Source organism: Caldisericum sp. (assembly GCF_049967455.1).
In the GTDB taxonomy this organism is placed as follows: Bacteria; Caldisericota; Caldisericia; order Caldisericales; family Caldisericaceae; genus Caldisericum; species Caldisericum exile_A.
This window is the reverse complement of record NZ_JBMFSR010000020.1, coordinates 1-21028: the sequence shown is the minus strand read 5'-3', so window position 1 is coordinate 21028 and position 21028 is coordinate 1. Positions and strand designations below refer to the sequence as shown.

Genomic DNA, 21028 nt, shown 5'->3' with positions numbered 1-21028 from the left:
AATAATTGTCATTTCGAAGGAGCGAAAGCGACTGAGAAATCTCCTCCTTTTGGGGGTAGTTCGAAGGGGGCTTTAACCCCTTCGATTAATGGAGAAATCTCCTCCTTTTGGGGCAGTTCGAAGGGGGGTAGATTCTTTTGATTAATGTAGGTATGTAAAAGCTACGAATTTTCTTTCTGAGGGATCTTTTATTGAATGTGCAGAAAGAAAATTTGGTTTGTAAGCCTCTATAATAACTCGCTAAATGGATCTTTTATTTAAAGCGGAGAGAGAATGATTCCTTTATGAATTTTTTCAAAAAACATTAAACTCCTTCTTTTAAAACATTGTAAATCCATTATAATATGTAGAGGTGATAAAATGGGAGAATTTATAATGCCACCAGGCCAAAAACCTTCAGCAAGGCTTTATCCAATTTCAATTTTTGGAAAGCCTAAGGAAATTGACATTGATAATTATTTTGTTAAAATTACTGGTCTTATTAAGAGCGAAAAAGTAATTTCTCTAAAAGAAATTTTTAATATGAATAAAGAAAGCGTTCAATTTGATATTCATTGTGTTGATGGATGGAGCTATCTCGGTCCTGTTTTTTCAGGCGTATATCCCAAAGTTTTATTTGAAGATGTCTCGATTTTGCCAAGTGGAAAATTTGTTATGGTAAAGACTCTTGATGGTTATTCAACCGATTTGCCTCTTGATTTTCTTTTGAGTAATGATGCATTTCTTGCATATGAAATGGACGGAAAGCCTCTCGATATTGCAAATGGATATCCTTTAAGGCTTGTCGTTAATGGGAAATATGCGTATAAAGATGCAAAATGGGTTGTTGAGTTTGAGGTAATGGAAGAGGATATTCCAGGTTATTGGGAGAAAAAGGGATACTCAAGAAGCGCAAATGTCTATGAAAATGATCGGTTTGAAAAATAAAAAGGGCTTCACTCTTATTGAATTAATGATTGTAATTGCGATTATTATAATCCTTACTGGGATTGCAGTTCCTGTTTTTGGAAATATCATAAATAGAGGTCGTATTGCGCAACTCTTATCAAACTTTGATTCCCTTGCAAGAGACCTTGAACATTACAAACAAGATTGGGGTGTTTACCCTTATCCTGTTGTGCAAGCTGAACAATTTGGATATTTGGTTGATAGTAAAGCTCCAACATCTCTTCTTGCAAGAGAGCTACTTGGGATAAACGCTTTTATAAACAAAAAGGAAAACAAAACTTTGCTGGGAGAAAGCGGAGGTATAGAGTATATTCTCCGTCCCGAAAGTCTTATGAATATGCAAAATCCTTTTGGCTTGGGGCTTTACTATGGTTCAAAAGATGGTTCAAACTATGTTATTTATGCAGAACTTCCAAATGGAAAGTATCTTGTGCGTTTTGGAAACATTTCTCCAGAAATAACCACAAGTCCACCGTCAGTCCCCTAATTTGTCTTCAAGTTCATTTACCAGATCTTTGAGAGTTTTTAGCTCCTCTTTTAAATTTTTTCTATTTTTATCATCAATGAAATCTATTAAATTTATTGTATTTTCAACATTTTTTATTGCACCTTTAAGCGTTGCAGGTTTGAAATGCTTAAAAGTGCTTACTACATTTGCTACATCGTGAGAGGAGAGTTCATTTTCCTCAATAATCTTTACAACCTTTTTAATAACATCAAGATCTTTTACTTTAAGAAGACTTTCAACATGCCTTGAAGTTAAAGGAGAGTTAGGGTCATCAATCTTTTTTTGAATGTCCTCTGGTAAATCAAGCAAACTTATCCACCTTATTAGTGTAATTGGTGTTTTTCCTATTGCCTTACATAGTGCGCTCACAGTGAGCGCAAAATCTTCAGGGACATTTCTTCCCATCCTGTAGTTAATAAGAAGTGTTTTAACATTTTTATCCTTTGCATATGGCTTTAGGTATTCGTAAATTGCCTTTGCTCTCTCTATGGGTGATATATCTTCTCGTTGTAAATTTTCAACAATCTGGATTTCCCTTACGATGCTGTCGCTTTTTGGATCAATTACGATTGCAGGTATTGTATCTTTTTTTAGAAGAAGTGTTGCTTTGTATCTTCTTTCTCCTGCAACAATCATATACTTTGTGCCAACTTTACGCACGAGAATTGGCTCTAAAACGCCATGTCTTTCGATGCTTTCGGCAAGTTCCTTCAAGCTCTCTTCATTAAAAGTTTTTCTTGGTTGATTTGGATCTGTAACTATATCTCTAACATTCAGTTCAATTACTTTTGCCTGAATCTTTTCATTTACAAGTTCTTCAACATAGCCTTTATCAAAACGTAAATTAAAATCTTTTGGTAAACCCTTTTTTGGTTCCATTTTTCACCTACTTTCCTAATCTTTTTAAGACACTTTCTCCAAAAAGCATATATGCATGTGCACCTTTTGAATCTGGCGCAAAGGCAAAGATATCCTCTCTAAAGGCAGGACTTTCCTCAAGGCGAACACTTCTCCCGATTGGTTCTTCAAAAACAAGATCTCCAAAAAGTTCCTTTATTTTTAGAGAGGCATCCTTTGAAAGGGTAGTCCTTGTATCAAACATGGTTATTAAAACTCCTAAAATTTTTAGCTTTTCATTAAATGTTTCTTTGACGCCTTCAAATGTATCCAAAAAGTCTTGTACACCTTCAAGTGCCCAAGGCGATGGGGTAATTGGAATTATTACATAATCAGAGGTTGTAAGGGCGTTTACCGTAAGAAGTCCTAAAGAAGGGGGTGTGTCAATAATAACAAAGCTAAACATATTTGCAATTTTACTAATAACTTTTCTTAATTTAAGTGGTGCATCGAAAACGCCAGAAAGTGCACGCTCTACTTTCGCAAGGTGAATTGAAGATGGCATTAAAAATAGATTTGGAACAGAAGTTTCGTGGATAATTTTCACAGGATCTGTATTCTCCTCTACAAAAACTGAATAGGTGCTTATATTTGTTGGATTCTCAAGAAATACAAACGAGGAATTTGCCTGTGGATCGAGATCAATAAGTAAAGTTTTAAAGTTTTTTCTTGCAATAAAAGAGGCAAGATTAACTGCGGTTGTTGTTTTACCAACTCCACCCTTCTGATTTGCAATTGTTATCGTTATCATGTTATCTCCTTAAATTCCACAAGAAATTTGTCCTTTTCGATATCAAGAATTGCAAAGGACTTTTTAGAAGAATCTTTTGGTAAACTTATTGAGCCTGGATTAATATGCAACCCAAATTTATTTTCTTCTACAACTGGTATATGCGTATGTCCCGTTAGAAGTGCTTTTATACCTTTATATTTTTTCATGAACTCTTCAAAGTTTTCAATTTTATCTCCATGCGTTAAAAGAAGTGTAGTCCCTTCGATATGCACAAGTGCAAACTCTTGAAGCATTGGATATTTTATTACAAGCTGGTCTACATCGGCATCGCAGTTGCCTTTAACAAAGATAAAGTTAAAGGGAGCATTGTTTATTAGCTCAGAAACTCCCATTGGATTATATCCCTCAGGCATTGGATTTCTGGGCCCATGGTAAAGCACATCACCTAAAACGAGCACAAGTTTTACATCTAATTTTTCAAACTCCGAAAAAACTGCCCTAAGCGACAAAAAATCGCCATGGATGTCTGATACAACTCCCACTTTCATAATAAATCCTCCTCATCAATTAATTTTAGGATTTCGATAAACTCTTTTATTCCTTCTTTCCAATCCTTTCTCAAATTTCTGTAATAAGCTTTACCTTTCTCGGTAATCTTATAAACAAGGCGTGGATGCTTTGTCTCCCCTATAATCCAGTCGCCCTTTATAAAGCCACTACTATTTAATTTTTTTAGCACTGGGTATATGAAGCCCGGGTTTGGATACCACATACCTCTTGAAACAATGAGTATTGCCTTAGAAATTTCTTCACCATACATATCTCTTTCATTAAGAAGATGAAGAATGTAAAAATACAAAAACTCCTTTGAGCCAAAAAAACTTGTAATAAATAAATTTTTTCCTTTCTTTCTAAAAATATTTTCTAACATTTTTCACCCCAACTTACCATAAATAATAAATTTTTATAATTATATACAAATATACAAAATTCTGAAATTTTTCCAATTCAAACAATTTTTCTCACTTAATAATATGGAAAGAGTGTCGAAAATTTTCAAAGCAAAATTTTTCAAAAATACTTGTAAAAAGTATAAATTACCTTATAATTATTATTTGCAGGAGTTAAAAAATGGACAAAACTATTAAGGTATCTAAAAGAATTTTTTTTGAGGCGCTGCTTGTTGCGCTTATCCCAACGCTTACTTCAATTCTAAATCAATATTTGAGTTTTAAAACAGAAATTTCATTTGTAGGCTCAACACTTACGATATTAGGTCAATATATTTTAAGTTCATTAATTCTTCTTTTAATTACCCTTATTGAAAAGAATGATGTGAAAGAGCTTTTCTTAATATCGCTTTTGTTAAATTCAATTGTTTTTATATTAAGGCTACTTGCATCAACTATGCCAGATTTCTTATCACAGGTTTTCAATATTTTTCTTCCGATAACCTATATTGGTATTGAAACAATATTTCTTGCAAGCATTCCGTTTGTTGAAAACTTTTCCCAAATAGCCCCTTTCTATGGAATTCTTACAATTGTTGCCTTGAAGTTTATTATTAACTACTTCGTAATGGTCCCTGTATTAAACCGCCTTGAGGATATTCACGTTGTCATTCTTCTAATTTTTGTAAGCCAGTTAATTCCTATGGTGCTTTTTGCAAGACTTCCCTTTGAATTAACCAAATATCCATTTTTTGAAGCTATTAAAAGGAGTCTTTTTGACTTCAAGAAATACTTTAGGGCTGCTACAACAGTTGGAAGCATTTATTCCATTATTGTTGCAGTAGTTTCTGTATTTGGTGCCATTGCGAGTTCCCAAATTATAATTCCTATTATTTTGAATTATATATCAGTAATAGTTTTCGTATATTTCTTTATTTGGATTTCAGATTATGAGAGATGACATATTTATAAAGGGAGCAAGGGTTCATAATCTCAAGAACATCACCCTTACCATCCCTAGAAATAAACTTATTGTTATAACAGGTGTTTCTGGCTCGGGAAAATCTTCTCTTGCTTTTGATACAATTTACGCAGAAGGTCAAAGGCGTTACGTAGAATCTCTTTCGGCTTATGCAAGGCAATTTATAGGGCTTATGGAAAAGCCCGATGTCGATGTAATTGAGGGACTTTCTCCTGCAATTGCAATAGATCAAAAGAGTGCAAGCAAAAACCCTCGCTCAACCGTTGGCACAATGACCGAGATTTACGATTATTTGAGGCTTCTCTATGCACGTATTGGTGTTCCACACTGCCCAAATGATGGCACTGAAATTAAAAAACAAACACCCGATGAAATTGTAGAGCAGATTTTTAAAAATCTTGAGCATAAAAAGATTGAAATTCTTTCACCGCTTGTGAGGGGAAGAAAAGGTGAATATAAGGCGCTTTTTGAAAAATACCTAAAAAAAGGGTATGTAAGGGTGCGTGTGGATGGAAATATGTATTCTTTGCAGGAAGAGATTCCTCTTGACAAAAACAAAAAACACGATATTGATCTTGTTGTTGATAGAGTTGTTGTAGTTTCTGAAGAAAAAAGTCGTATCGAGGATTCAATTGAGCTTGCGCTTCAAGAAGGGGAGGGGGTTGTAAAGGTAAGAGATGAAGATGGAAGAGAATATCTATACTCTTCAAAGTTTGCCTGTCCTGTATGTGGGTTTTCAATTGAAGAAATTGAGCCAAGATTATTTTCTTTTAATTCACCGTACGGAGCATGTCCAGAGTGTATGGGACTTGGCTTTAAAATTGAACCAGATCCAGATTTGATTGTGCGCGATTGGAATTTATCCCTTGAAGAAGGCGCAATACAGATTCCAGGTTTTAGAGGCTTTGATACATACACCTTTCAAATTCTTTTGCAAGCTGCAAAAAGATACGGCATCGATACCTACAAGCCTTTGAAAGAGCTTTCAAAAGATGAGCTTGACTTGATTTTTTATGGAACTGAGGGAAAAATGCCCGTAAGAATTACATCAAAAAATGGTGAGGTTTATAGTTTTTCAACTTATTTTGAAGGAGTTGTAAATCTCCTTAAAAGGCGATACAACGAAACTGAATCTGAAAGTATGAAAGAGGAATACGAAAAATTTATGAGACGAGTTGAGTGTCCTGTTTGCCACGGAAAAAGACTCAAACCTGAAGCCCTTGCAGTTACAGTTGATGGCATAAATATTGCAGATTTAACGAGTATGTCTGTAGGGCATGCGTATAGGTTTTTCTTAAACCTTGAAAAGAAACTCACAGAAAAGGAGAGATTAATTGCTCATCAAATAATAAAAGAAATAAAAAATAGATTGAAGTTTTTGCTTGATGTGGGACTTTCTTACCTTACTTTGGATAGACCTTCGGAAACTCTTGCAGGAGGTGAAGCGCAGAGGATTCGTCTTGCAACACAAGTTGGTTCAAAGCTTGTGGGAGTTTTATATGTCCTTGATGAGCCATCAATTGGGCTTCATCCAAGAGATACTGATAAACTTTTGAATACTTTAAAGGAATTAAGGGATCTTGGCAATACTGTAATTGTTGTTGAACACGACGAAGAAACAATAAGGGAAGCAGATTACATCATAGACATTGGTCCTGGTGCAGGCGAAGAGGGTGGCTATGTCGTAAAAACTGGTTCACTTCAGGATATTATAAATGAAAAAAGATCTTTAACAGGGCAATATTTGAAAGGTGAATTGAAAATTCCAGTCCCAACTGAAAGAAGAAAAGGGAACGGAGAATTTCTTGTTGTAAAAGGTGCAAGAGAACATAATCTCAAAAATATTGATGTTCAATTTCCTCTTCATACATTTATTTGTGTTACAGGTGTTTCAGGCTCCGGAAAGTCAACTCTCATTTATGATATTCTTTACAAGGCGCTTATGAAGAAACTCTACAAATCAAAGGAAGAACCAGGAAAACATGACAAAATCGAAGGTGTTGAATATATTGACAAGGTAGTGATGGTTGACCAATCTCCCATTGGGAGAACACCCCGTTCAAATCCTGCAACCTACACTGGAGCATTTACTCCCATAAGAGAGCTTTTTGCAAGTTTACCCGAAGCAAAGGCAAGGGGATATAAGGCAGGAAGATTTAGTTTTAATATCCCCGGTGGAAGGTGTGAAGCTTGTGAGGGAAATGGCTATATAAAAGTTGAAATGCAATTTTTACCTGATGTTTATGTGCCTTGTGAGGTGTGCCACGGAAAAAGATACAACAGAGAAACTCTTGAAATAAAATACAAGGGAAAAAGTATTGCAGATGTTCTTGAAATGAGCGTTAAAGAAGCATTATCTTTCTTTGAAAATATTCCTGAAATAAAGCGAAAACTTCAATTTCTTGATGATGTAGGTTTGGGCTACATAAAATTGGGGCAATCTGCAACTACACTTTCAGGTGGAGAGGCACAACGTGTAAAACTTGCAGCAGAACTTCAAAAAAGAGGGACAGGAAGAACTGTTTACTTCCTCGATGAGCCCACAACAGGCTTGCATTTTGCGGATGTTCATAAGTTGATTGATGTTCTTCAAAGACTTGTTAATCAGGGGAATACTGTTATCATAATCGAGCATAATCTTGATGTAATTAAGTCGGCAGATTATATTATTGACCTTGGCCCCGAAGGGGGAGAGCGTGGTGGCTATATTGTGGGAACAGGTACACCTGAGGAGATTGCAAATAATCCCAAGTCCTATACAGGACAATATCTTAAAAAGGTTTTAGTATAGAGAAATTATTAATAAGCAAATCTAAAAGAGCTGTGTCTCTCATCTCATACCTTATAACGAGATCTTTAAAAAACATCGCCTCAAAATACTCTTTAAGGATCTTTCTTTCAGACTAATTTTTGCAAAGTACGACTCCTTGAAACCCCCATTGCTAAGAATTCAGAAAAGCTTCGTCTCAGTATCACCTTTTTTCGGTTGTAAGAATGCCATTTTCAAAATCAGAAGGGGTTGCCTTTAGGAATTCTTTTTTCTTCCAACCTTTTTATGCATTTCTAATTTGTATAAATCACTTCTTTAAGAGTTTCTGTATCCATTTCCCCTAAAAAGTATTTTGACATATGTTTTTCCTTTTTCAAAGGAAGAATTAGACAATTTTATGATAATTTATCCTTCTCAAAGGGACGATTTGAAGCGGGTTAATTCTTAAGCGTTTCTGTTTGTTTAGCTTGTATGATGCGGTTAAATGCAATTATTCTTCCTAAAGTCATTGGTCTTGTTATAACAAAGTGATTGAGAACTTTTTTGTAAGAGTGAGTTTTTCTATAATATCTCAAAAACATCTTTGACATCTCAATTGGCGATGGGGGTCTTATAGGTGAAGTGATAAGGTCAAAATACTCTTCAATTTGAGGCTCGATCTCCTTTGATGAATGCACTTTTAAAAATTTTCTTATTTCTTCGATTGTTGGCTTTGCGTCTAAGTGTTTTTTAAGACGCTTTAATTCTACAAGTTTTTTGAGAAATTTTATAAAATTTATTCTATCTTTCAAAACGCCATTTGAAACATTTCTTATGTGTCTTGTAAAGCTTTTAAGCTTTTTTGACAACTCTTCCTTTTCTTTAAGGAGTGCAAAGTATATGACTTTTTTAACATCTCTAATTGCCTTACTATAAGTGTAGTCTTCTTTTATGTCCTCTACATTTTTTACCTTAAGGGACAGCAAGTATTCCTTATATTTTGGAAAAAGATCGTAAGGGTCTCTTATCACTTCAAAATCGTTAATAAGTTCTTTAAGCCCTTTTCTAATTTTTTTGTTTGAAAGTCCTGGATATGGAAATACAATAAAATCGTTATTTGCAATGATAACATTTGACAATGCAAAATCTTCTTCAATAAGCGCTTTGCTTGTTGAATAGCACTTAGCAAACGAATATTTCACTTCTGAAAAATTCTTTGGGAAAGGCATACCGAATCTAAAATACGCGCTTAGATACATCTTAAAAAGTGTTGAAGTAGCAAGTGAATGATCAAATAACGTTATGTCGTTTGCAAAAAGGCGTGTTTCAGAAAGAGTTTTTAAGAAAGGTTCTTTTAGGTATTCAAAGAGCTTCCTTCTAAAGGAAATAATATCAAAATTTTTGCTTCCAAATCCTGCCTCAATAAGTGCAGAATTAAGTTTATTATAAAGTTCAATCCTTAGAGAATCAAGTTTCTCAATTTCAACTCTTTCTTTCATTTCAAAAAATCTATCAATAAATACCTCTTTATATCCCTGTTTCCGAGAATCAAGTGGGTTTGACGCATCCATATGGTCAAGAGTTTTGAGAAGTTCCATAATTTTGTAGTCCTCAATTTTGTCTTTAAGATTACACGGAGGGTTTCTGAGACATCTATTGCAACCATGATGAGCGCAAATCATATGGATTAGGTAAAAATCAGTTTCAAATGGCAAAGTTTGAGGGTCAATTTGAAGGAGTTCATATACCTCAACATTGAGAAATTTCCACAAGGTTTCTGGGATTCTTTTAAGCGAAAAATCAATGTAAAGAATTTGTCCGTGAAAATCGAGTCCTTTTATGTCTTTTGCCTTTGATGTGATAAAGTATCTTGAAAGTTTTCCGATGTCGTGTAAGAATGTTCCACTTTCAAGAAGAAGTATTAAGTTCCTAACAGTTCTACTATCACTTGAAGAAGACTTTTCCATCAATAACTACTTTAACAAAGTCATTGAAGACAAAGCTTGTATCCTCTGGCTTCACAGGAAAATTGTAGAGAGGTCCTGTAGGTGTTTCGTTATAGAATGGTCTATTGCAATTTGGACATCCTTGAGTTATGTAGTTTGAAGGGTCCGTAACAAGCTCAAGAATCTTTTCTTTCGTGAAATCGATTTTAGCACCTATTAGTATGCCATTTTCAAAAATTGGTTCAAAAGGAATACGCTTAAAAAACAGTGCCCTTATAAATTGGAACTTCCTGTATCGTCCGATTGGGACTTTTTGATGTTTTTCTAACAGTGTTCCTTTAACAGGTGTGAATGAAAACAACGATACAAGCACATTACCATCAAAGAACTTTTTCATTGCATCGTATAGTTCAAAATCTGTTTCATTCAATCCAACAATAATATGAGTTGTAATTTTTCCTTTAAATTCTTTTCCTACATCAAGAATAAAGGAAAATGTCTTTTCAAAATTTCCCCCTCGAATTTTAGAAAAGTCTTCTTTTGAAACAACATCAATGGGAAGGCCAATGCGTTCTACTCCCAGAGAAAAAAGCTCTCTTATGCGATTAATATTTGGCTCTCTTATTGAAATTGAGATTGGGACATTTAATTCTGCATCGTTTAAGACTTTTAAGAACCCTATAAGATTTTCGTAGTAGTTTTTTCCATTTACAACTTGAAAGCAAATCCTCTTGTAGTCATCTTTGTGCTTTATGAGTGCATCAAGCACATTTTCAAATTTTTCTTTAGGCCAGGTTACCCTCGATAGATTTTCAAAGTTTGCCTTTGATTCTTTTGCCTGTGCACAGTAAAGACAATTATATAAACAATGTTCCTCAACCATTAGGTAAATAGTTGTAGGCTTTGCAAAAACTTTTACATTCCTTAATCCAAGCAATGCGAGGCTTCCAATTGAAACTCTTATGTCTTTTTTAAGTACCTCTTCCTTAGATAAGGGCACAACATTCATTGAAAATCCTCACTTCTTCCCCCTGTTCTTTTACAAGGTCTCTTAAAGATTTTGATGGAAGGACAAATCCCTTTACGCCCAACTTGTATGCCTCAACATCGAGACGTTCTCTATATTCTCCAAATGGTCTCATACAACCCAAAAAAAGTGTAGTTGTGCGTGATGTCCTTCTATAGGCTTTATCAACCATTTTTAATACTTTGTCTAAATCTGGTACAGGACAATTTTCAAAAGGGGTTCCTTTTGTTGGAATAAAGACATCTATTACTATAAGTGTTGGCTTTATAAATGCAAGTTCGTCGATTGTATCTTCTTCTCCTTCGTCAATCTCACCACATTTGATTCCCAATGTTATATGCGGCACAACGCGGGACTGTGGAAGACCTTCCTCATTTTCAATACGCCCTCCAATAATTCTTCTCATAAGAAGGTAAGTTTTTTCAAAATCTTCTTTTGTTTTGTCCTTTAAATGATATACCTCTTGAATTACTCTATCATCATAAACAAAATCAAAGGATATTCTTTCAACATAAGGTTTTATTGCTCTTATCTCTTCTTCACTTAGCAGTCCTGTATGGAAATTTAATTTAAGTCCCATAGAGTGTACCTTTTTTATAAAGTCCATATGTTCAAGTATAGGCACCTTTCCATCTTTTGTTGAGCCACCTGAAATGAGAATGCTTTTAAACCTTCCTGGATGATTTTCAAGAATTTCAAGGATTTGCTCTTTTGTTTTCATTCTCGAAAGATACCGAGCATTACAGTGATTGCAGTTAAGAGAACATGCAGTCCCCGTTAAACTTACTTCAAGAGTTTCTCTTGATGGATAAAAGAAAAATACCATTTTTAGCACCTACTTATGGTTTAGGGCACGCATTTGAAAGTGTTATCACGAAAACAAAATGAACTTTACCTTCAAACTGCTTTATAACTTCATTAAATGCCTTAAAAATTGTTTCAGAATCCCCGTATGTAACAGAACTTGTTGCCCCAACTGTAACATCAAGGCCAAAACTTTTCACGATACGAACTGCTTCATACACATAATCGCCGTAATTTTCTACCTTTAAAGGATATACTGAAAATTGTGCAGTTATAAGCATTTTATGCCTCCTCCTATAAGCAATGCCCCGAAGGGCTTAAGATATTTTCTTCCAAATTTCTCAAGTGCATTTGCCCTATCCAGAATAAACTTTGGAGGTGATGGATTAAAGAAAACGGAAGAATTTACTTCCACATTACATAAGTGTTTCTTCAAGAGGTTTTTAAGTTCCCAAAAATTATAGAAATGCATTCCTTTAAAAAGATCATTCGGATCAAATAATCCTCTTATCCTTCTTGATATGCCATAGAGAGAAATTGCATTCAAGACTGCAACAACAATTTTACCTTCAGGCTTTGCAACACGCACCATTTCACCCACAAATTTTTCAGGGTTTTTTGAATTTTCCATTGATGTCATAGACAAGACAATGTCAAAAGAATTTTCCTCAAATGGAATTGCTTCGCCATAACCAAACTTTACTTCAAAACCGCGAGACTTTGCAATCTTAAGCATATTTTCCGCAGGATCAATACCTATTACATCTGCTCCTCTTTTTCTAAATTCCATAGCAAATAAACCAGTTCCTATACCAACTTCAAGTATCTTTTTGCCTTTAATTTCTCCCATCGCCTCTAAAAGAGCATTTAATTCCAATTCTTTTACGATGCGCCCAACTGGAGTTTCAAACCATTTGTCATACTCATTTGCGATTTCATTAAATTTTTCTTCCATAACTCAATTATAACATAACTTTAGTAAACATTACTCAATCTTCCAGTATTAAGCTTGTTGTTTCCTTCAATTTTTCAAGTTCAAGGTCGTAGAAAATTTTTTCTATCTCTTTGTTATAGTCGTGAATGCCAAGTTCAATTTCATCCATTCTTTTTTCAAGCTCTTTCGTGTATTCTTCGCTTACAAAAGGTGAGATTTTTTTGTTTTTCTTTATAAGGTTTAAGACTTCTATGCCAAGTTTTGTTGGAATTAAGAAACCTTTTCTATCTATAACATACTTTCTTGCAATGAGCTTTTCAATTGTGATCGCATATGTGGATGGCCTACCGATTCCTTTTTCTTGCATCTCTTGAATTATTGTTGCATGCGTATAAAATGGAACTTCACTTCTTCTTATAAGGATTTTATTTGTAATTTGTATATTTCCCTCAGCAATTGGATATACCTCAACAGGTAAAATTTTATTAAAACCTTCATGGACAATTTTGATATTCAAGTCTTCCTCTTTTTGAAGCACAAGGTCATCAAAAGTAAGTGAGAACAAGACTTTTCCAACTTCCAAAACCGTCTCTTTCATTTGCGATGCAATGAATTGCCTGAAGATGAGATCGTAGAGTTTTAGGTGAAGTGGAGTGATTCCTAAAATAGTGTTTATTGTAAGGTATGACTTTAAATCTTCTACATCCATTGCCTTTGTGGGACGAATGCATTCATGTGCGCCGCCAATTTGTGAGTATGTTCTGATGCTTAAAAAGTCGTTTCCAAAATGTTCTTCTATGTATTCTTTTGCAATTCTAACACCTGCATCGCTTACTCTTATGCTGTCAGTTCTGTGATAGGTAATTAATCCCATTTCAAAGAGATCTTGGGCAAGTTGCATGGTTGTGTATACGGGCAGTTTTAGTTTATTAGATGCCTCCTTTAAGAGCGTGTAGGTTTCAAATGGCTTTACAAAAACTCTCTCATCTTTTGTCTCAAGGATTTTTACTGAGATCTCATTAATATTATCAAGCTCTTCTTTATTTATTGGTCTTTCAAGCTTGAATTCAACCATCTTCGAATTAAAGAATACTCTTAAATAAGGGTATTTTTTTGATGCCTCAATTCCTCTTTTAACAATCCATTCAAGGACTGGCGTTTGCACTCTTCCTGCTGAAAGTGTTTTTAAAGCCTTTTCTTTCTGGATGTATTGAGAAACTGTAAAGCCTACAAATCGATCTGCAATCCTTCTTAAAAATTGTGCCTTAACAAGTTTAATATTTAATTCTCTTGAGTTTCTTATTGCATTTTCAAATGCATACTTTGTAATCTCATGGAATTCGATTCTTTTTATGTTATTTGCATATGGCGAAAGATTAAGGAAAAGGTCATAACTTATCTTTTCTCCTTCTGTATCTGGATCAGATGCAAGAAGAACTTCATTAACTTCCAAGGATAATCTCCTAAGTGCCTTAAGTATGTTTTCTCTATCTTCATCAATTGGCTCAAAAATTGGAATGAATGTTTCACCATTCTTTAAAACTCCGAAATACCCTTCTGTTTTGTTAAGGTCAAGGACATGCCCCTTTGATGCAGCAATTGTAAGGATTGTGTCCTTCATGATGATTTCAAATGCATCAAGATTTAAAATGCGCCTTCTTACTGGTTTACCGTAGAAAGACGCAATTGTCCTTGCCTTGTTAGGAGACTCAACAATTACGAGTTTTGTGTTAAACTTCAAACCTTCTTTTGGGATAAACCCACTTTCTATTTTTTGTGCAAGTGCTCTGTCGTTATCAATTTCTCTAAGGATGCTTTCAAGGTCAAGACTCTCGTAAGGTAATAAATCTCCTTCTCCAATAAACCATTTGAGTTTTTTCCTTAAGACTGAGAGCGTTTTGAAATCATTTGTCAAAATGAGAGAAAGTCCTTTTGTAAGTCCTGTTGCTATGAGGCGTGAAGTCCTTCCAGATGCCTGTATGTAGCCTGTGATATCGACAACTATGAATGAAAGTTCATTCCCTTTCCTGTGAAGGGCAATATCAGGAGTTTCTTCTACAATTTTTAAAATATCTTCTCTATTAAGTAGTTCCTTGAAATAATTTATTGCTTCATTATAGGCCTTTTGATAAGGACTTTCGATACCCTCTTCAACAAAATTTGAGTATCTTTTAAGAATGTTCAGGTGTCTAAAGATTTTTGTCATTTCAGATTCAGGAAGGATTTTCTTTCTTGTAATATGTGGAATAAGCAAAAGAATTGCATAGTATATGCCTCTATTTCCCTCCGTTGTGCTAAGCGAAAACTTCATCTTTGGAACACCTAAAAAGAGTGCATACCTTATAACTGATGGGAGGTCAATGCCTCTTGCAAGTGGATTTCTGTAAGTGGAAAATCCTACAAGTACATCAAGATTTCCTTCTTTAAAATCCTTTAAGACTTTTGCAAGGTTTTCATAGGAAGCTGCCTTTACGCCATTTTTATTGAGCAATTGCACGAATTTTTCAAGATCTTCTTTTGTGTAATCTGCATTTAAAAATACAAGACCACCCTTTCCTAATTTCTTAATTTCTGAAAGAGCAGCTTTTGTAAGGTCATCCTGTGTAATTTTGTACGCATCGACTACGTTTCTCAAGGTTGAGACAACACGCCCTACTTCAAAGTCAAGGAGTTCTCTAAAGAGTAAAACTTTCTTTGACTTCGGGTTTGTTGTTGCAGATGAAACGATTAAAACACCTTTCCTTTTTTCCTTAATTTTGTTTACTTCTTCAATTGCACTTTGTAATGTTTGTGGGTTAACCTTATTTTTAATTGAAAGCCTCTTAAGATCAATGAGTTTTAGTGCTTTTTCTATATCATTATCGTTAAAGTTCAAGAGTTTTAGCACTTTGTCGATATTTTTTGAATTCTTGAGTATTGAATCAACATCGTCAATTAGTACAAGGGAGTAAAGACCTTTTGGCACAATATCAAAGTTTTTATATAGAAAGTTTGTAGTTGTTATGAGGATTTTAAAATCTCCTTCTTGGATGCGGTATTTAAGAACTTCAAGCGTATTTTTGGGGAGATTTGAGTCATACGCGATGATATCGTTTTCTTCAATTCCAAAAGTTAATAACTTTTCTTTTGCAAGTTTTACAAGGATGTTTGTTGGGAAAATTAGATACACAAAACCAATGTTATTTTCTGAGATGTATTTTGAAAGCGCAAGCCCAAATGTTGTTTTGCCAATTCCCGTTGGGGCAATGAGTGCAAAGGAGTTATCGAGGAAAAACCTTGTTGCCCACATCTCCTGAAGTGAGGATAGTGTAAAGCCTGTAATGTTTTCGAATGTCTTTTTGAATCTTTGCATATGTGTTCTTAAATTACAAACAGGCTGAAATTGATCGATTTTAAGGTAATTACAGATTTGTTCTTTTGGGACAATTTTTTCAAGACATACTTTACATGTTAGCCCTAATTTTAACCTTTCGTCATCAATATCATTTCCGCAGTTTGGACATAGGTTTTTATAAATCGTTGGAATTGTTTCCATATTTTCCTCCATTCCATTATAATTTTAATGTGAAAATTTTAAAAGGAGGTTTTAAATGGAAGGACTTTTGGTTATTTATGTGATTCTTGTAGTTGCCCTTGCAGTATTGCCATTTGTTTGGCTTCATAACATCAGTCTTAACGCATATAGGAGCTATCAAGAACTCAAAGAAATAAAGGAGATGCTTAAAGAGTTAAAGAATAAATAAAAGTATCTCTCGAAATTTAAACTTTTAAGATGATGACTTTGAAATTTTTTTGAAATTTTTAAAGTTGCTATTATCATATTCTTGAGGTGATATGATGCAATATAATATTTACATTACAGGCGTTGGTGGTCAGGGAGTGGTAAAGACATCAATTGTAATAGGTCAAGCTTGTATAAAACAAGGCCTAAATGTTGTAACCTCCGAAATTCATGGAATGTCCCAAAGGGGAGGGGTAGTTCCAGTTGAGGTTAGAATAGGCGATGTAAATGGCCCCATTATTAAAAAAGGAGGCGCAGATTTACTTCTATCTTTTGAGCCTCTTGAGGCTTTGCGTGCCCTTCCAAAATTAAATGAAAATACTTTTGCAGTTGTTAATACCGGAGAAATTGTGCCATTTACAGCGTCACTTGGAATTTCAGAATATCTTTCAAGTGACGAATATCTTTCTGAATTAAAAAAATATCTTAAGGTTGTTATTCCTGTGAATGCTGAGGCTATTGCAAAAGAAGTTGGAGATAGCATCCTTTCTAATATGGTCATATTGGGAGTGGGTGCATCTGTTCCAAATTTTCCTCTCAAAAAGGAATTCATTGTTGAGGCAATAAAGGAGAGTTTTAAGCCGCAGTATGTAAATTTGAATATTAAGGCATTTGAAAAAGGTTTTGAAATAGGGGAAGCTAACTTTAAATAAGAAAAAGGAGGATTTAAAAATACAGGCGGGGTAATTACCCCGCCTTTTATATTTATCGGTTTTCGGGACTTATTTTACTTTCTTATGGCAGAACCACCAATCGTAGCAAGTGTATTCCTTCATTCTCTTAGAGGCAGCCTCTACATTATCTGCGGGAGGTATAATCACCTCATCTTTAATGAGTTCGTTATTTGGCCAATTTGCAGGCATTGCTACGCCTTCTTTGTCAGAAACTTGTAGTGCTTCAACGATTCTTAGAATTTCATCCATATTTCTACCAAGTTCCTGTGGATAGTAGAGCATCGTTCTTAAAATGCCTTTGTCATCAACTACAAATACAGCCCTAACAGTGTTTGTGCCCTTGCTTGGATGAAGCATTCCAAGTGCTTCTGCAATGGTTCCTCTATCGTCTGCAATTATTGGGAATGGGATTTGGACTTTTAGTGTGTTTTCAATCCACTCAACCCATTTAATGTGAGAGAAAACTTGGTCAATTGAAAGTCCAATAAGCTCAGTATTAAGTTTCTTAAATTGCTCATACCTCTTTGCAAATGCTACAAACTCGGTTGTGCAAACAGGGGTAAAATCAGCAGGATGGCTGAAAAGTATAAACCACTTTCCTTTGTAGTCATCTGGTAATTTCTTAACACCATGAGTTGTTTTAACAGTAAATTCTGGGAATTTCTCTCCTAATAAAGGCAATCTCTTAATTTCTTCCATCTTACCCACCTCCTAATTTATAATTTTTCTAAACTACACTTTAATTATAATAGAAAAAAATTTTTTGTCAAGAGAAAGGTTCATTAAAAATTTTTCTTAAGACTTCGATGATACGATTTTAATTTTTTTAAGGAAATTTTTTGAAAGACTTACATATATTTACTTTTTTGTTGCATTTATTTATAATCTTAAAGAGGAGATTATGGATTTGCACAAAAATATAGGGATTTTACTTATTCACGGCTTTACAGGAAATCTTAAAACTCTATCCTATCTAAAGGATCAGTTCGAAAATAATGGATTTATTATAGAAATGCCATCTCTTTCGGGACATAATTCAAATTACAGGGATCTTGAAAAAGTAAATTATGAAGATTGGTTTAATGATGTTGAAAATTCATATAGAAAGTTAAGTGAGAAAACCGATAAAATATTTGCCTTTGGGCTTTCAATGGGTGGAGCACTTGCTCTTCATCTGCAAACAAAGTTTAAGGATATTAAAGGGCTTATCCTTGTAAATCATGCGCTTATCCTCAAAAAGAGTTTTAAATTGTTGCTTGTCCCAATTTTGAGGCATTTTATAAAATTTGTCTATGATCCAGGGTCTGACATCAAAGATAAATCAAAAACAGGTCTTGCGTATGATTACATTTCTTTGAATGCACTTTATGAGTTTATGAAGCTTATGGAAGTTATAAAAGAAGAACTTCCAAATGTAAGCGCACCTCTTCTTATTTTCAAATCTCTTGAAGATCATGTAATTCCATATGAAAGCGTTTTAATTACCCTTAGAAGCGTTGGCTCTGATGAAATTTTCCTTGTTCATCTTAAAAATTCATATCATGTTGCAACCGAGGATTTTGACAAGGAGATTATTTTTAATAAAAGTGTTGAATTCATAAAGACAATCTTAAGGAGGGAAAATGGAAACGAATTCTGCTGAAATAAAACCCAAGGCAAATTTCAAAAAGGTATTCCTTTTGGGGATGAGTTCATTTTCGGATCAACTCTTTTGGGGTATTTATAACACAGATATCCCAATTATTGTGCAAACAATTTACCACCTTTCTAATACCCTTACAGGTTGGGTTATGAACATTGATAACATTCTTGGTCTTGTACTTCTTCCACTTGTAGGAATGCTTTCTGATAGGACAAACACGAGAATCGGAAAAAGGATGCCCTACATTCTTGGTGGCCTTTTAGGTGGAGCTTTCTTTTTCTTTCTTATAGCACTTTTTGCACATTTTGAGTTGCCATTTATGTATGTATTTTTTGCAATATTTTTTGCCGTATCGGCTATGTCAGTCCAAAGGTCTCCGACAATTGCCCTTATGGCAGACATTACCCCAAAAGAGGATAGGGCCCCTGCAAACTCAATTATGAACTTAATGACAGGTATTGGTGGCATATTCGGAATACTTGTTGTGGGAATGATCTCATCGGTGAATAGACTTTTAGGATTTTTCGTTGCAAGTATCTTTATTGTAATTGGAGCACTTGTTGTGTTCTTTTCCGTAAATGAAAAAAGAGATGCCATATATAGAAGTGAAGGTGAAAGCGAAGAGCCTTTTAGTATATTTAAGTCATTTGGGCTTTTATTTAAAAAAGAGAATGTTTCTCTTTTGTTTCTTCTTCTTTCAGTTGCGTTTGGTTGGATTGGAGTTAATACCGTTGAAACTTTTTACACCGCTTTTATGAGTATGGAATCTGGACTTTCTCCAACTGTTGGCGAGCAGATGGCGAAACTAAATCTTTCTATCTTCTTTATTACATTTATTGCCTTTTCAATCCCTGCAGGTTTTCTTGGTAAAAAATATCGAAGAAAACTTCCTATGCTTGTTGGTCTTTTGGGACTTGTTTTTGTGTTTGGAGTTGTTGTTTTTGTTAAGAATTACTCTATTCACAAGTATCTTTTTGCACTTGGCGGTATTTTGTGGGATCTTTTCATTGTGAATGCAATTCCAACAGTTATTGATTTTGGGACACCTGAAACACAAGGCACATACACTGGTTTCTATTATCTTTTCTCTCAAACTGCAAATATCGTTGCTCCTGTTCTTGCTGGTAGTTTTGCTGATGCGTTTAAGACAAAATTTGTTATTTTCCCTATATCTGTGATTGCCTTTATTGTGGCGTTTACTTCTCTTACATTTATGAGAAGAATTCCTATTAAAGACTAAAAGGAGGTTTTTATGTTTAAAAATTTCCAGGAAATTATTGAGCATCTCAAAGGCGTTGGAAAAACTCCAATTGTTGTTGTGGGGGAAGATAGAGATGCAGTCGAAGCAGTATTCGATGCTTACAAAATTGGAATTGGTGTTGGTATTTTTATAGGAAGCAAGGAGAAGTTTGACAAGATTTTTGAGGAATTTGAAGATAAAGGATTTATAAAAGATGTTATTGATTCAAAGGATGATGAAGAAAAGTGCAAAATTGCAGTTGAAACTGTTAAAAACGAAGGCATACTTCTAAAAGGTTCAGTAAAAACTGCTACCCTTTTAAAGGCAGTTCTTAATAAAGATTGGGGGCTTAGAACTGATAGAATTATTACAAGTGTTGCAGCATTTGAATCAAATTATGAAGGAAGAGAAAAGATCATACTCTTATCAGACGGGGGAGTTTTAATTCGCCCTGACATTGATACACTTGTTAAGGAAATTGATAATGCTGTCTTTGTTGCAAATAAACTTGGAAACCCTATGCCCAAGGTTGCGCTACTTTGTGCAGTTGAAGTTGTAAATCCTGATATGCCCGAAACCTTGAATGCAGCTATGCTTAGAAAAATGTGGGAGAGAGGCCAAATAAAAGGGTGTATAGTTGATGGACCGCTTGCACTTGACAATGCACTTTCTGTTTATGCAAAAGAGAAAAAAGGTATTGTTTCAGATGTTGCAGGTGATGCAGATATTCTTATAACTCCCGATATAGTGTCAGGAAATATACTTGGAAAAGCAGTTGAGTATATTGGTGGAAAACCACTTGCAGTGACTGTTGTAGGAGCCTCAAGACCTATTATGATACCGTCGCGTGCAGATAAAGCTGAATCCAAACTCCGTTCAATTGCTTTGACAATCCTTATATCAAAATAGATAGGATTACCCGATTGTAAGAGGGCATAATATCCAATTAACTAATGGAAAAGGGTTCCACTTTATATATTAACCTAAAAAGGCTTTTATTTAGTGTTTATTGAATGAAGTTCAAGGATTTTCAAATTTAGAAGAGGATACGGTTCTTCCACTCAATGGTTTGTCATTCCGAAGTCAATTTTCATTTGTCATTCCAAAGTCAATTCTCATTTGTCATTCCGAAGCCAATTTTTTGTCATTCCAAAGTCAATTCTCATTTGTCATTCCGAAGCCGAAGGCGAGGAATCTCCTCTGTTTATATTAG

20 protein-coding genes are annotated in these 21028 nt (G+C 34.5%); 9 read left to right on the top strand and 11 right to left on the bottom strand.

What is annotated here, in order from left to right; genetic code table 11:
* Positions 1-360: 360 nt before the first annotated feature.
* Together ACP5SP_RS05435 and ACP5SP_RS05430 are read left to right on the top strand one after the other, a co-directional pair.
* Positions 361-927, top strand: coding sequence for a molybdopterin-dependent oxidoreductase (locus ACP5SP_RS05435; protein ID WP_416085317.1), 567 nt, complete (start codon positions 361-363; stop codon positions 925-927).
* Entirely contained in the window at positions 917-1435 is a 519-nt protein-coding gene (locus tag ACP5SP_RS05430; RefSeq protein WP_424596994.1) for a type II secretion system protein, read from the top strand. The genes ACP5SP_RS05435 and ACP5SP_RS05430 overlap by 11 nt, the downstream gene beginning before the upstream one ends.
* Here ACP5SP_RS05430 and ACP5SP_RS05425 read toward each other — a convergent pair.
* From ACP5SP_RS05425 to ACP5SP_RS05410, 4 genes are read right to left on the bottom strand one after another with little or no spacing between them, the layout of a single operon-like run.
* The gene (locus tag ACP5SP_RS05425; RefSeq protein WP_416085319.1) at positions 1424-2335 is read right to left on the bottom strand and encodes a ParB/RepB/Spo0J family partition protein; all 912 of its coding nucleotides are present in this window, start codon (positions 2333-2335) and stop codon (positions 1424-1426) included. The two genes, ACP5SP_RS05430 and ACP5SP_RS05425, sit on opposite strands and share 12 nt — an antisense overlap.
* A 7-nt stretch (positions 2336-2342) precedes the next feature.
* Complete coding sequence (locus ACP5SP_RS05420; RefSeq protein ID WP_416085320.1) at positions 2343-3104, bottom strand: ParA family protein; 762 nt, start codon at positions 3102-3104, stop codon at positions 2343-2345.
* The gene (gene yfcE, locus ACP5SP_RS05415) at positions 3101-3634 is read right to left on the bottom strand and encodes a phosphodiesterase (protein ID WP_416085321.1); all 534 of its coding nucleotides are present in this window, start codon (positions 3632-3634) and stop codon (positions 3101-3103) included. The genes ACP5SP_RS05420 and yfcE overlap by 4 nt, the downstream gene beginning before the upstream one ends.
* Positions 3631-4017 carry a PadR family transcriptional regulator gene (locus ACP5SP_RS05410; protein ID WP_416085322.1) on the bottom strand — a complete coding sequence of 129 codons (387 nt, stop codon included), beginning with the start codon at positions 4015-4017 and terminating at the stop codon, positions 3631-3633. Before ACP5SP_RS05410 ends, yfcE begins: the two co-directional genes overlap by 4 nt.
* 200 nt (positions 4018-4217) lie before the next feature.
* On the opposite strand from ACP5SP_RS05410, the gene ACP5SP_RS05405 reads away from it, so the two are divergent.
* Both ACP5SP_RS05405 and uvrA read left to right on the top strand, forming a co-directional pair.
* Positions 4218-4997 carry a hypothetical protein gene (locus tag ACP5SP_RS05405; protein WP_428076149.1) on the top strand — a complete coding sequence of 260 codons (780 nt, stop codon included), beginning with the start codon at positions 4218-4220 and terminating at the stop codon, positions 4995-4997.
* On the top strand, positions 4984-7809 hold the full coding sequence (gene uvrA / locus ACP5SP_RS05400) for an excinuclease ABC subunit UvrA (protein WP_428076151.1): 2826 nt from the start codon (positions 4984-4986) through the stop codon (positions 7807-7809). The genes ACP5SP_RS05405 and uvrA overlap by 14 nt, the downstream gene beginning before the upstream one ends.
* Before the next feature lie 416 nt (positions 7810-8225).
* Here the strand turns inward: uvrA and ACP5SP_RS05395 are convergent, their stop codons facing one another.
* From ACP5SP_RS05395 to rgy, 6 genes are read right to left on the bottom strand one after another with little or no spacing between them, the layout of a single operon-like run.
* Entirely contained in the window at positions 8226-9734 is a 1509-nt protein-coding gene (locus tag ACP5SP_RS05395) for a hypothetical protein (protein ID WP_428076147.1), read from the bottom strand.
* The gene (locus ACP5SP_RS05390) at positions 9712-10722 is read right to left on the bottom strand and encodes a radical SAM protein (RefSeq protein ID WP_424586855.1); all 1011 of its coding nucleotides are present in this window, start codon (positions 10720-10722) and stop codon (positions 9712-9714) included. The genes ACP5SP_RS05395 and ACP5SP_RS05390 overlap by 23 nt, the downstream gene beginning before the upstream one ends.
* Complete coding sequence (locus tag ACP5SP_RS05385; protein ID WP_424586854.1) at positions 10700-11566, bottom strand: radical SAM protein; 867 nt, start codon at positions 11564-11566, stop codon at positions 10700-10702. Before ACP5SP_RS05385 ends, ACP5SP_RS05390 begins: the two co-directional genes overlap by 23 nt.
* A 13-nt stretch (positions 11567-11579) precedes the next feature.
* Positions 11580-11825 carry a YkoF family thiamine/hydroxymethylpyrimidine-binding protein gene (locus ACP5SP_RS05380; RefSeq protein WP_416085328.1) on the bottom strand — a complete coding sequence of 82 codons (246 nt, stop codon included), beginning with the start codon at positions 11823-11825 and terminating at the stop codon, positions 11580-11582.
* Complete coding sequence (locus tag ACP5SP_RS05375; RefSeq protein WP_416085329.1) at positions 11816-12499, bottom strand: class I SAM-dependent methyltransferase; 684 nt, start codon at positions 12497-12499, stop codon at positions 11816-11818. The genes ACP5SP_RS05380 and ACP5SP_RS05375 overlap by 10 nt, the downstream gene beginning before the upstream one ends.
* Positions 12500-12533: 34 nt before the next feature.
* A complete protein-coding gene (rgy, locus tag ACP5SP_RS05370) occupies positions 12534-16013 on the bottom strand; it encodes a reverse gyrase (protein ID WP_428076146.1) in 3480 nt (1159 codons plus the stop codon).
* Positions 16014-16068: 55 nt separating this feature from the next.
* Here rgy and ACP5SP_RS05365 point away from each other — a divergent pair, with 55 nt between their 5' ends.
* Positions 16069-16221 (top strand): hypothetical protein, encoded by a 153-nt coding sequence (locus ACP5SP_RS05365; protein ID WP_424586852.1) that lies wholly within the window; start codon positions 16069-16071, stop codon positions 16219-16221.
* 91 nt (positions 16222-16312) lie between these two features.
* Complete coding sequence (gene iorB / locus ACP5SP_RS05360) at positions 16313-16912, top strand: indolepyruvate ferredoxin oxidoreductase subunit beta (protein ID WP_428076144.1); 600 nt, start codon at positions 16313-16315, stop codon at positions 16910-16912.
* A 69-nt stretch (positions 16913-16981) separates the two neighbouring features.
* Here iorB and ACP5SP_RS05355 read toward each other — a convergent pair whose 3' ends face one another.
* Positions 16982-17632, bottom strand: coding sequence for a peroxiredoxin (locus tag ACP5SP_RS05355; protein ID WP_424597000.1), 651 nt, complete (start codon positions 17630-17632; stop codon positions 16982-16984).
* 202 nt (positions 17633-17834) lie between these two features.
* Here ACP5SP_RS05355 and ACP5SP_RS05350 point away from each other — a divergent pair, with 202 nt between their 5' ends.
* Genes ACP5SP_RS05350 through ACP5SP_RS05340 form a run of 3 tightly spaced genes read left to right on the top strand, consistent with a single transcriptional unit; the run spans position 17835 to position 20724 of the window.
* A complete protein-coding gene (locus ACP5SP_RS05350; RefSeq protein ID WP_428067115.1) occupies positions 17835-18575 on the top strand; it encodes an alpha/beta hydrolase in 741 nt (246 codons plus the stop codon).
* Complete coding sequence (locus tag ACP5SP_RS05345; protein ID WP_424586849.1) at positions 18556-19815, top strand: MFS transporter; 1260 nt, start codon at positions 18556-18558, stop codon at positions 19813-19815. Before ACP5SP_RS05350 ends, ACP5SP_RS05345 begins: the two co-directional genes overlap by 20 nt.
* Before the next feature lie 12 nt (positions 19816-19827).
* Positions 19828-20724, top strand: coding sequence for a phosphate acyltransferase (locus ACP5SP_RS05340; protein WP_416085336.1), 897 nt, complete (start codon positions 19828-19830; stop codon positions 20722-20724).
* Positions 20725-21028 lie beyond the last annotated feature (304 nt).

Bases quoted from the DNA above. Each gene is read 5' to 3' on its own strand.
- ACP5SP_RS05435 (WP_416085317.1), top strand. From the start codon at position 361: ATGGGAGAATTTATAATGCCACCAGGCCAAAAACCTTCAGCAAGGCTT.
- ACP5SP_RS05425 (WP_416085319.1), bottom strand. From the start codon at position 2,335: ATGGAACCAAAAAAGGGTTTACCAAAAGATTTTAATTTACGTTTTGAT.
- ACP5SP_RS05420 (WP_416085320.1), bottom strand. From the start codon at position 3,104: ATGATAACGATAACAATTGCAAATCAGAAGGGTGGAGTTGGTAAAACA.
- yfcE (WP_416085321.1), bottom strand. From the start codon at position 3,634: ATGAAAGTGGGAGTTGTATCAGACATCCATGGCGATTTTTTGTCGCTT.
- ACP5SP_RS05410 (WP_416085322.1), bottom strand. From the start codon at position 4,017: ATGTTAGAAAATATTTTTAGAAAGAAAGGAAAAAATTTATTTATTACA.
- ACP5SP_RS05405 (WP_428076149.1), top strand. From the start codon at position 4,218: ATGGACAAAACTATTAAGGTATCTAAAAGAATTTTTTTTGAGGCGCTG.
- ACP5SP_RS05395 (WP_428076147.1), bottom strand. From the start codon at position 9,734: ATGGAAAAGTCTTCTTCAAGTGATAGTAGAACTGTTAGGAACTTAATA.
- ACP5SP_RS05390 (WP_424586855.1), bottom strand. From the start codon at position 10,722: ATGAATGTTGTGCCCTTATCTAAGGAAGAGGTACTTAAAAAAGACATA.
- ACP5SP_RS05385 (WP_424586854.1), bottom strand. From the start codon at position 11,566: ATGGTATTTTTCTTTTATCCATCAAGAGAAACTCTTGAAGTAAGTTTA.
- ACP5SP_RS05380 (WP_416085328.1), bottom strand. From the start codon at position 11,825: ATGCTTATAACTGCACAATTTTCAGTATATCCTTTAAAGGTAGAAAAT.
- ACP5SP_RS05375 (WP_416085329.1), bottom strand. From the start codon at position 12,499: ATGGAAGAAAAATTTAATGAAATCGCAAATGAGTATGACAAATGGTTT.
- rgy (WP_428076146.1), bottom strand. From the start codon at position 16,013: ATGGAAACAATTCCAACGATTTATAAAAACCTATGTCCAAACTGCGGA.
- ACP5SP_RS05365 (WP_424586852.1), top strand. From the start codon at position 16,069: ATGGAAGGACTTTTGGTTATTTATGTGATTCTTGTAGTTGCCCTTGCA.
- iorB (WP_428076144.1), top strand. From the start codon at position 16,313: ATGATGCAATATAATATTTACATTACAGGCGTTGGTGGTCAGGGAGTG.
- ACP5SP_RS05355 (WP_424597000.1), bottom strand. From the start codon at position 17,632: ATGGAAGAAATTAAGAGATTGCCTTTATTAGGAGAGAAATTCCCAGAA.
- ACP5SP_RS05350 (WP_428067115.1), top strand. From the start codon at position 17,835: ATGGATTTGCACAAAAATATAGGGATTTTACTTATTCACGGCTTTACA.
- ACP5SP_RS05345 (WP_424586849.1), top strand. From the start codon at position 18,556: ATGGAAACGAATTCTGCTGAAATAAAACCCAAGGCAAATTTCAAAAAG.
- ACP5SP_RS05340 (WP_416085336.1), top strand. From the start codon at position 19,828: ATGTTTAAAAATTTCCAGGAAATTATTGAGCATCTCAAAGGCGTTGGA.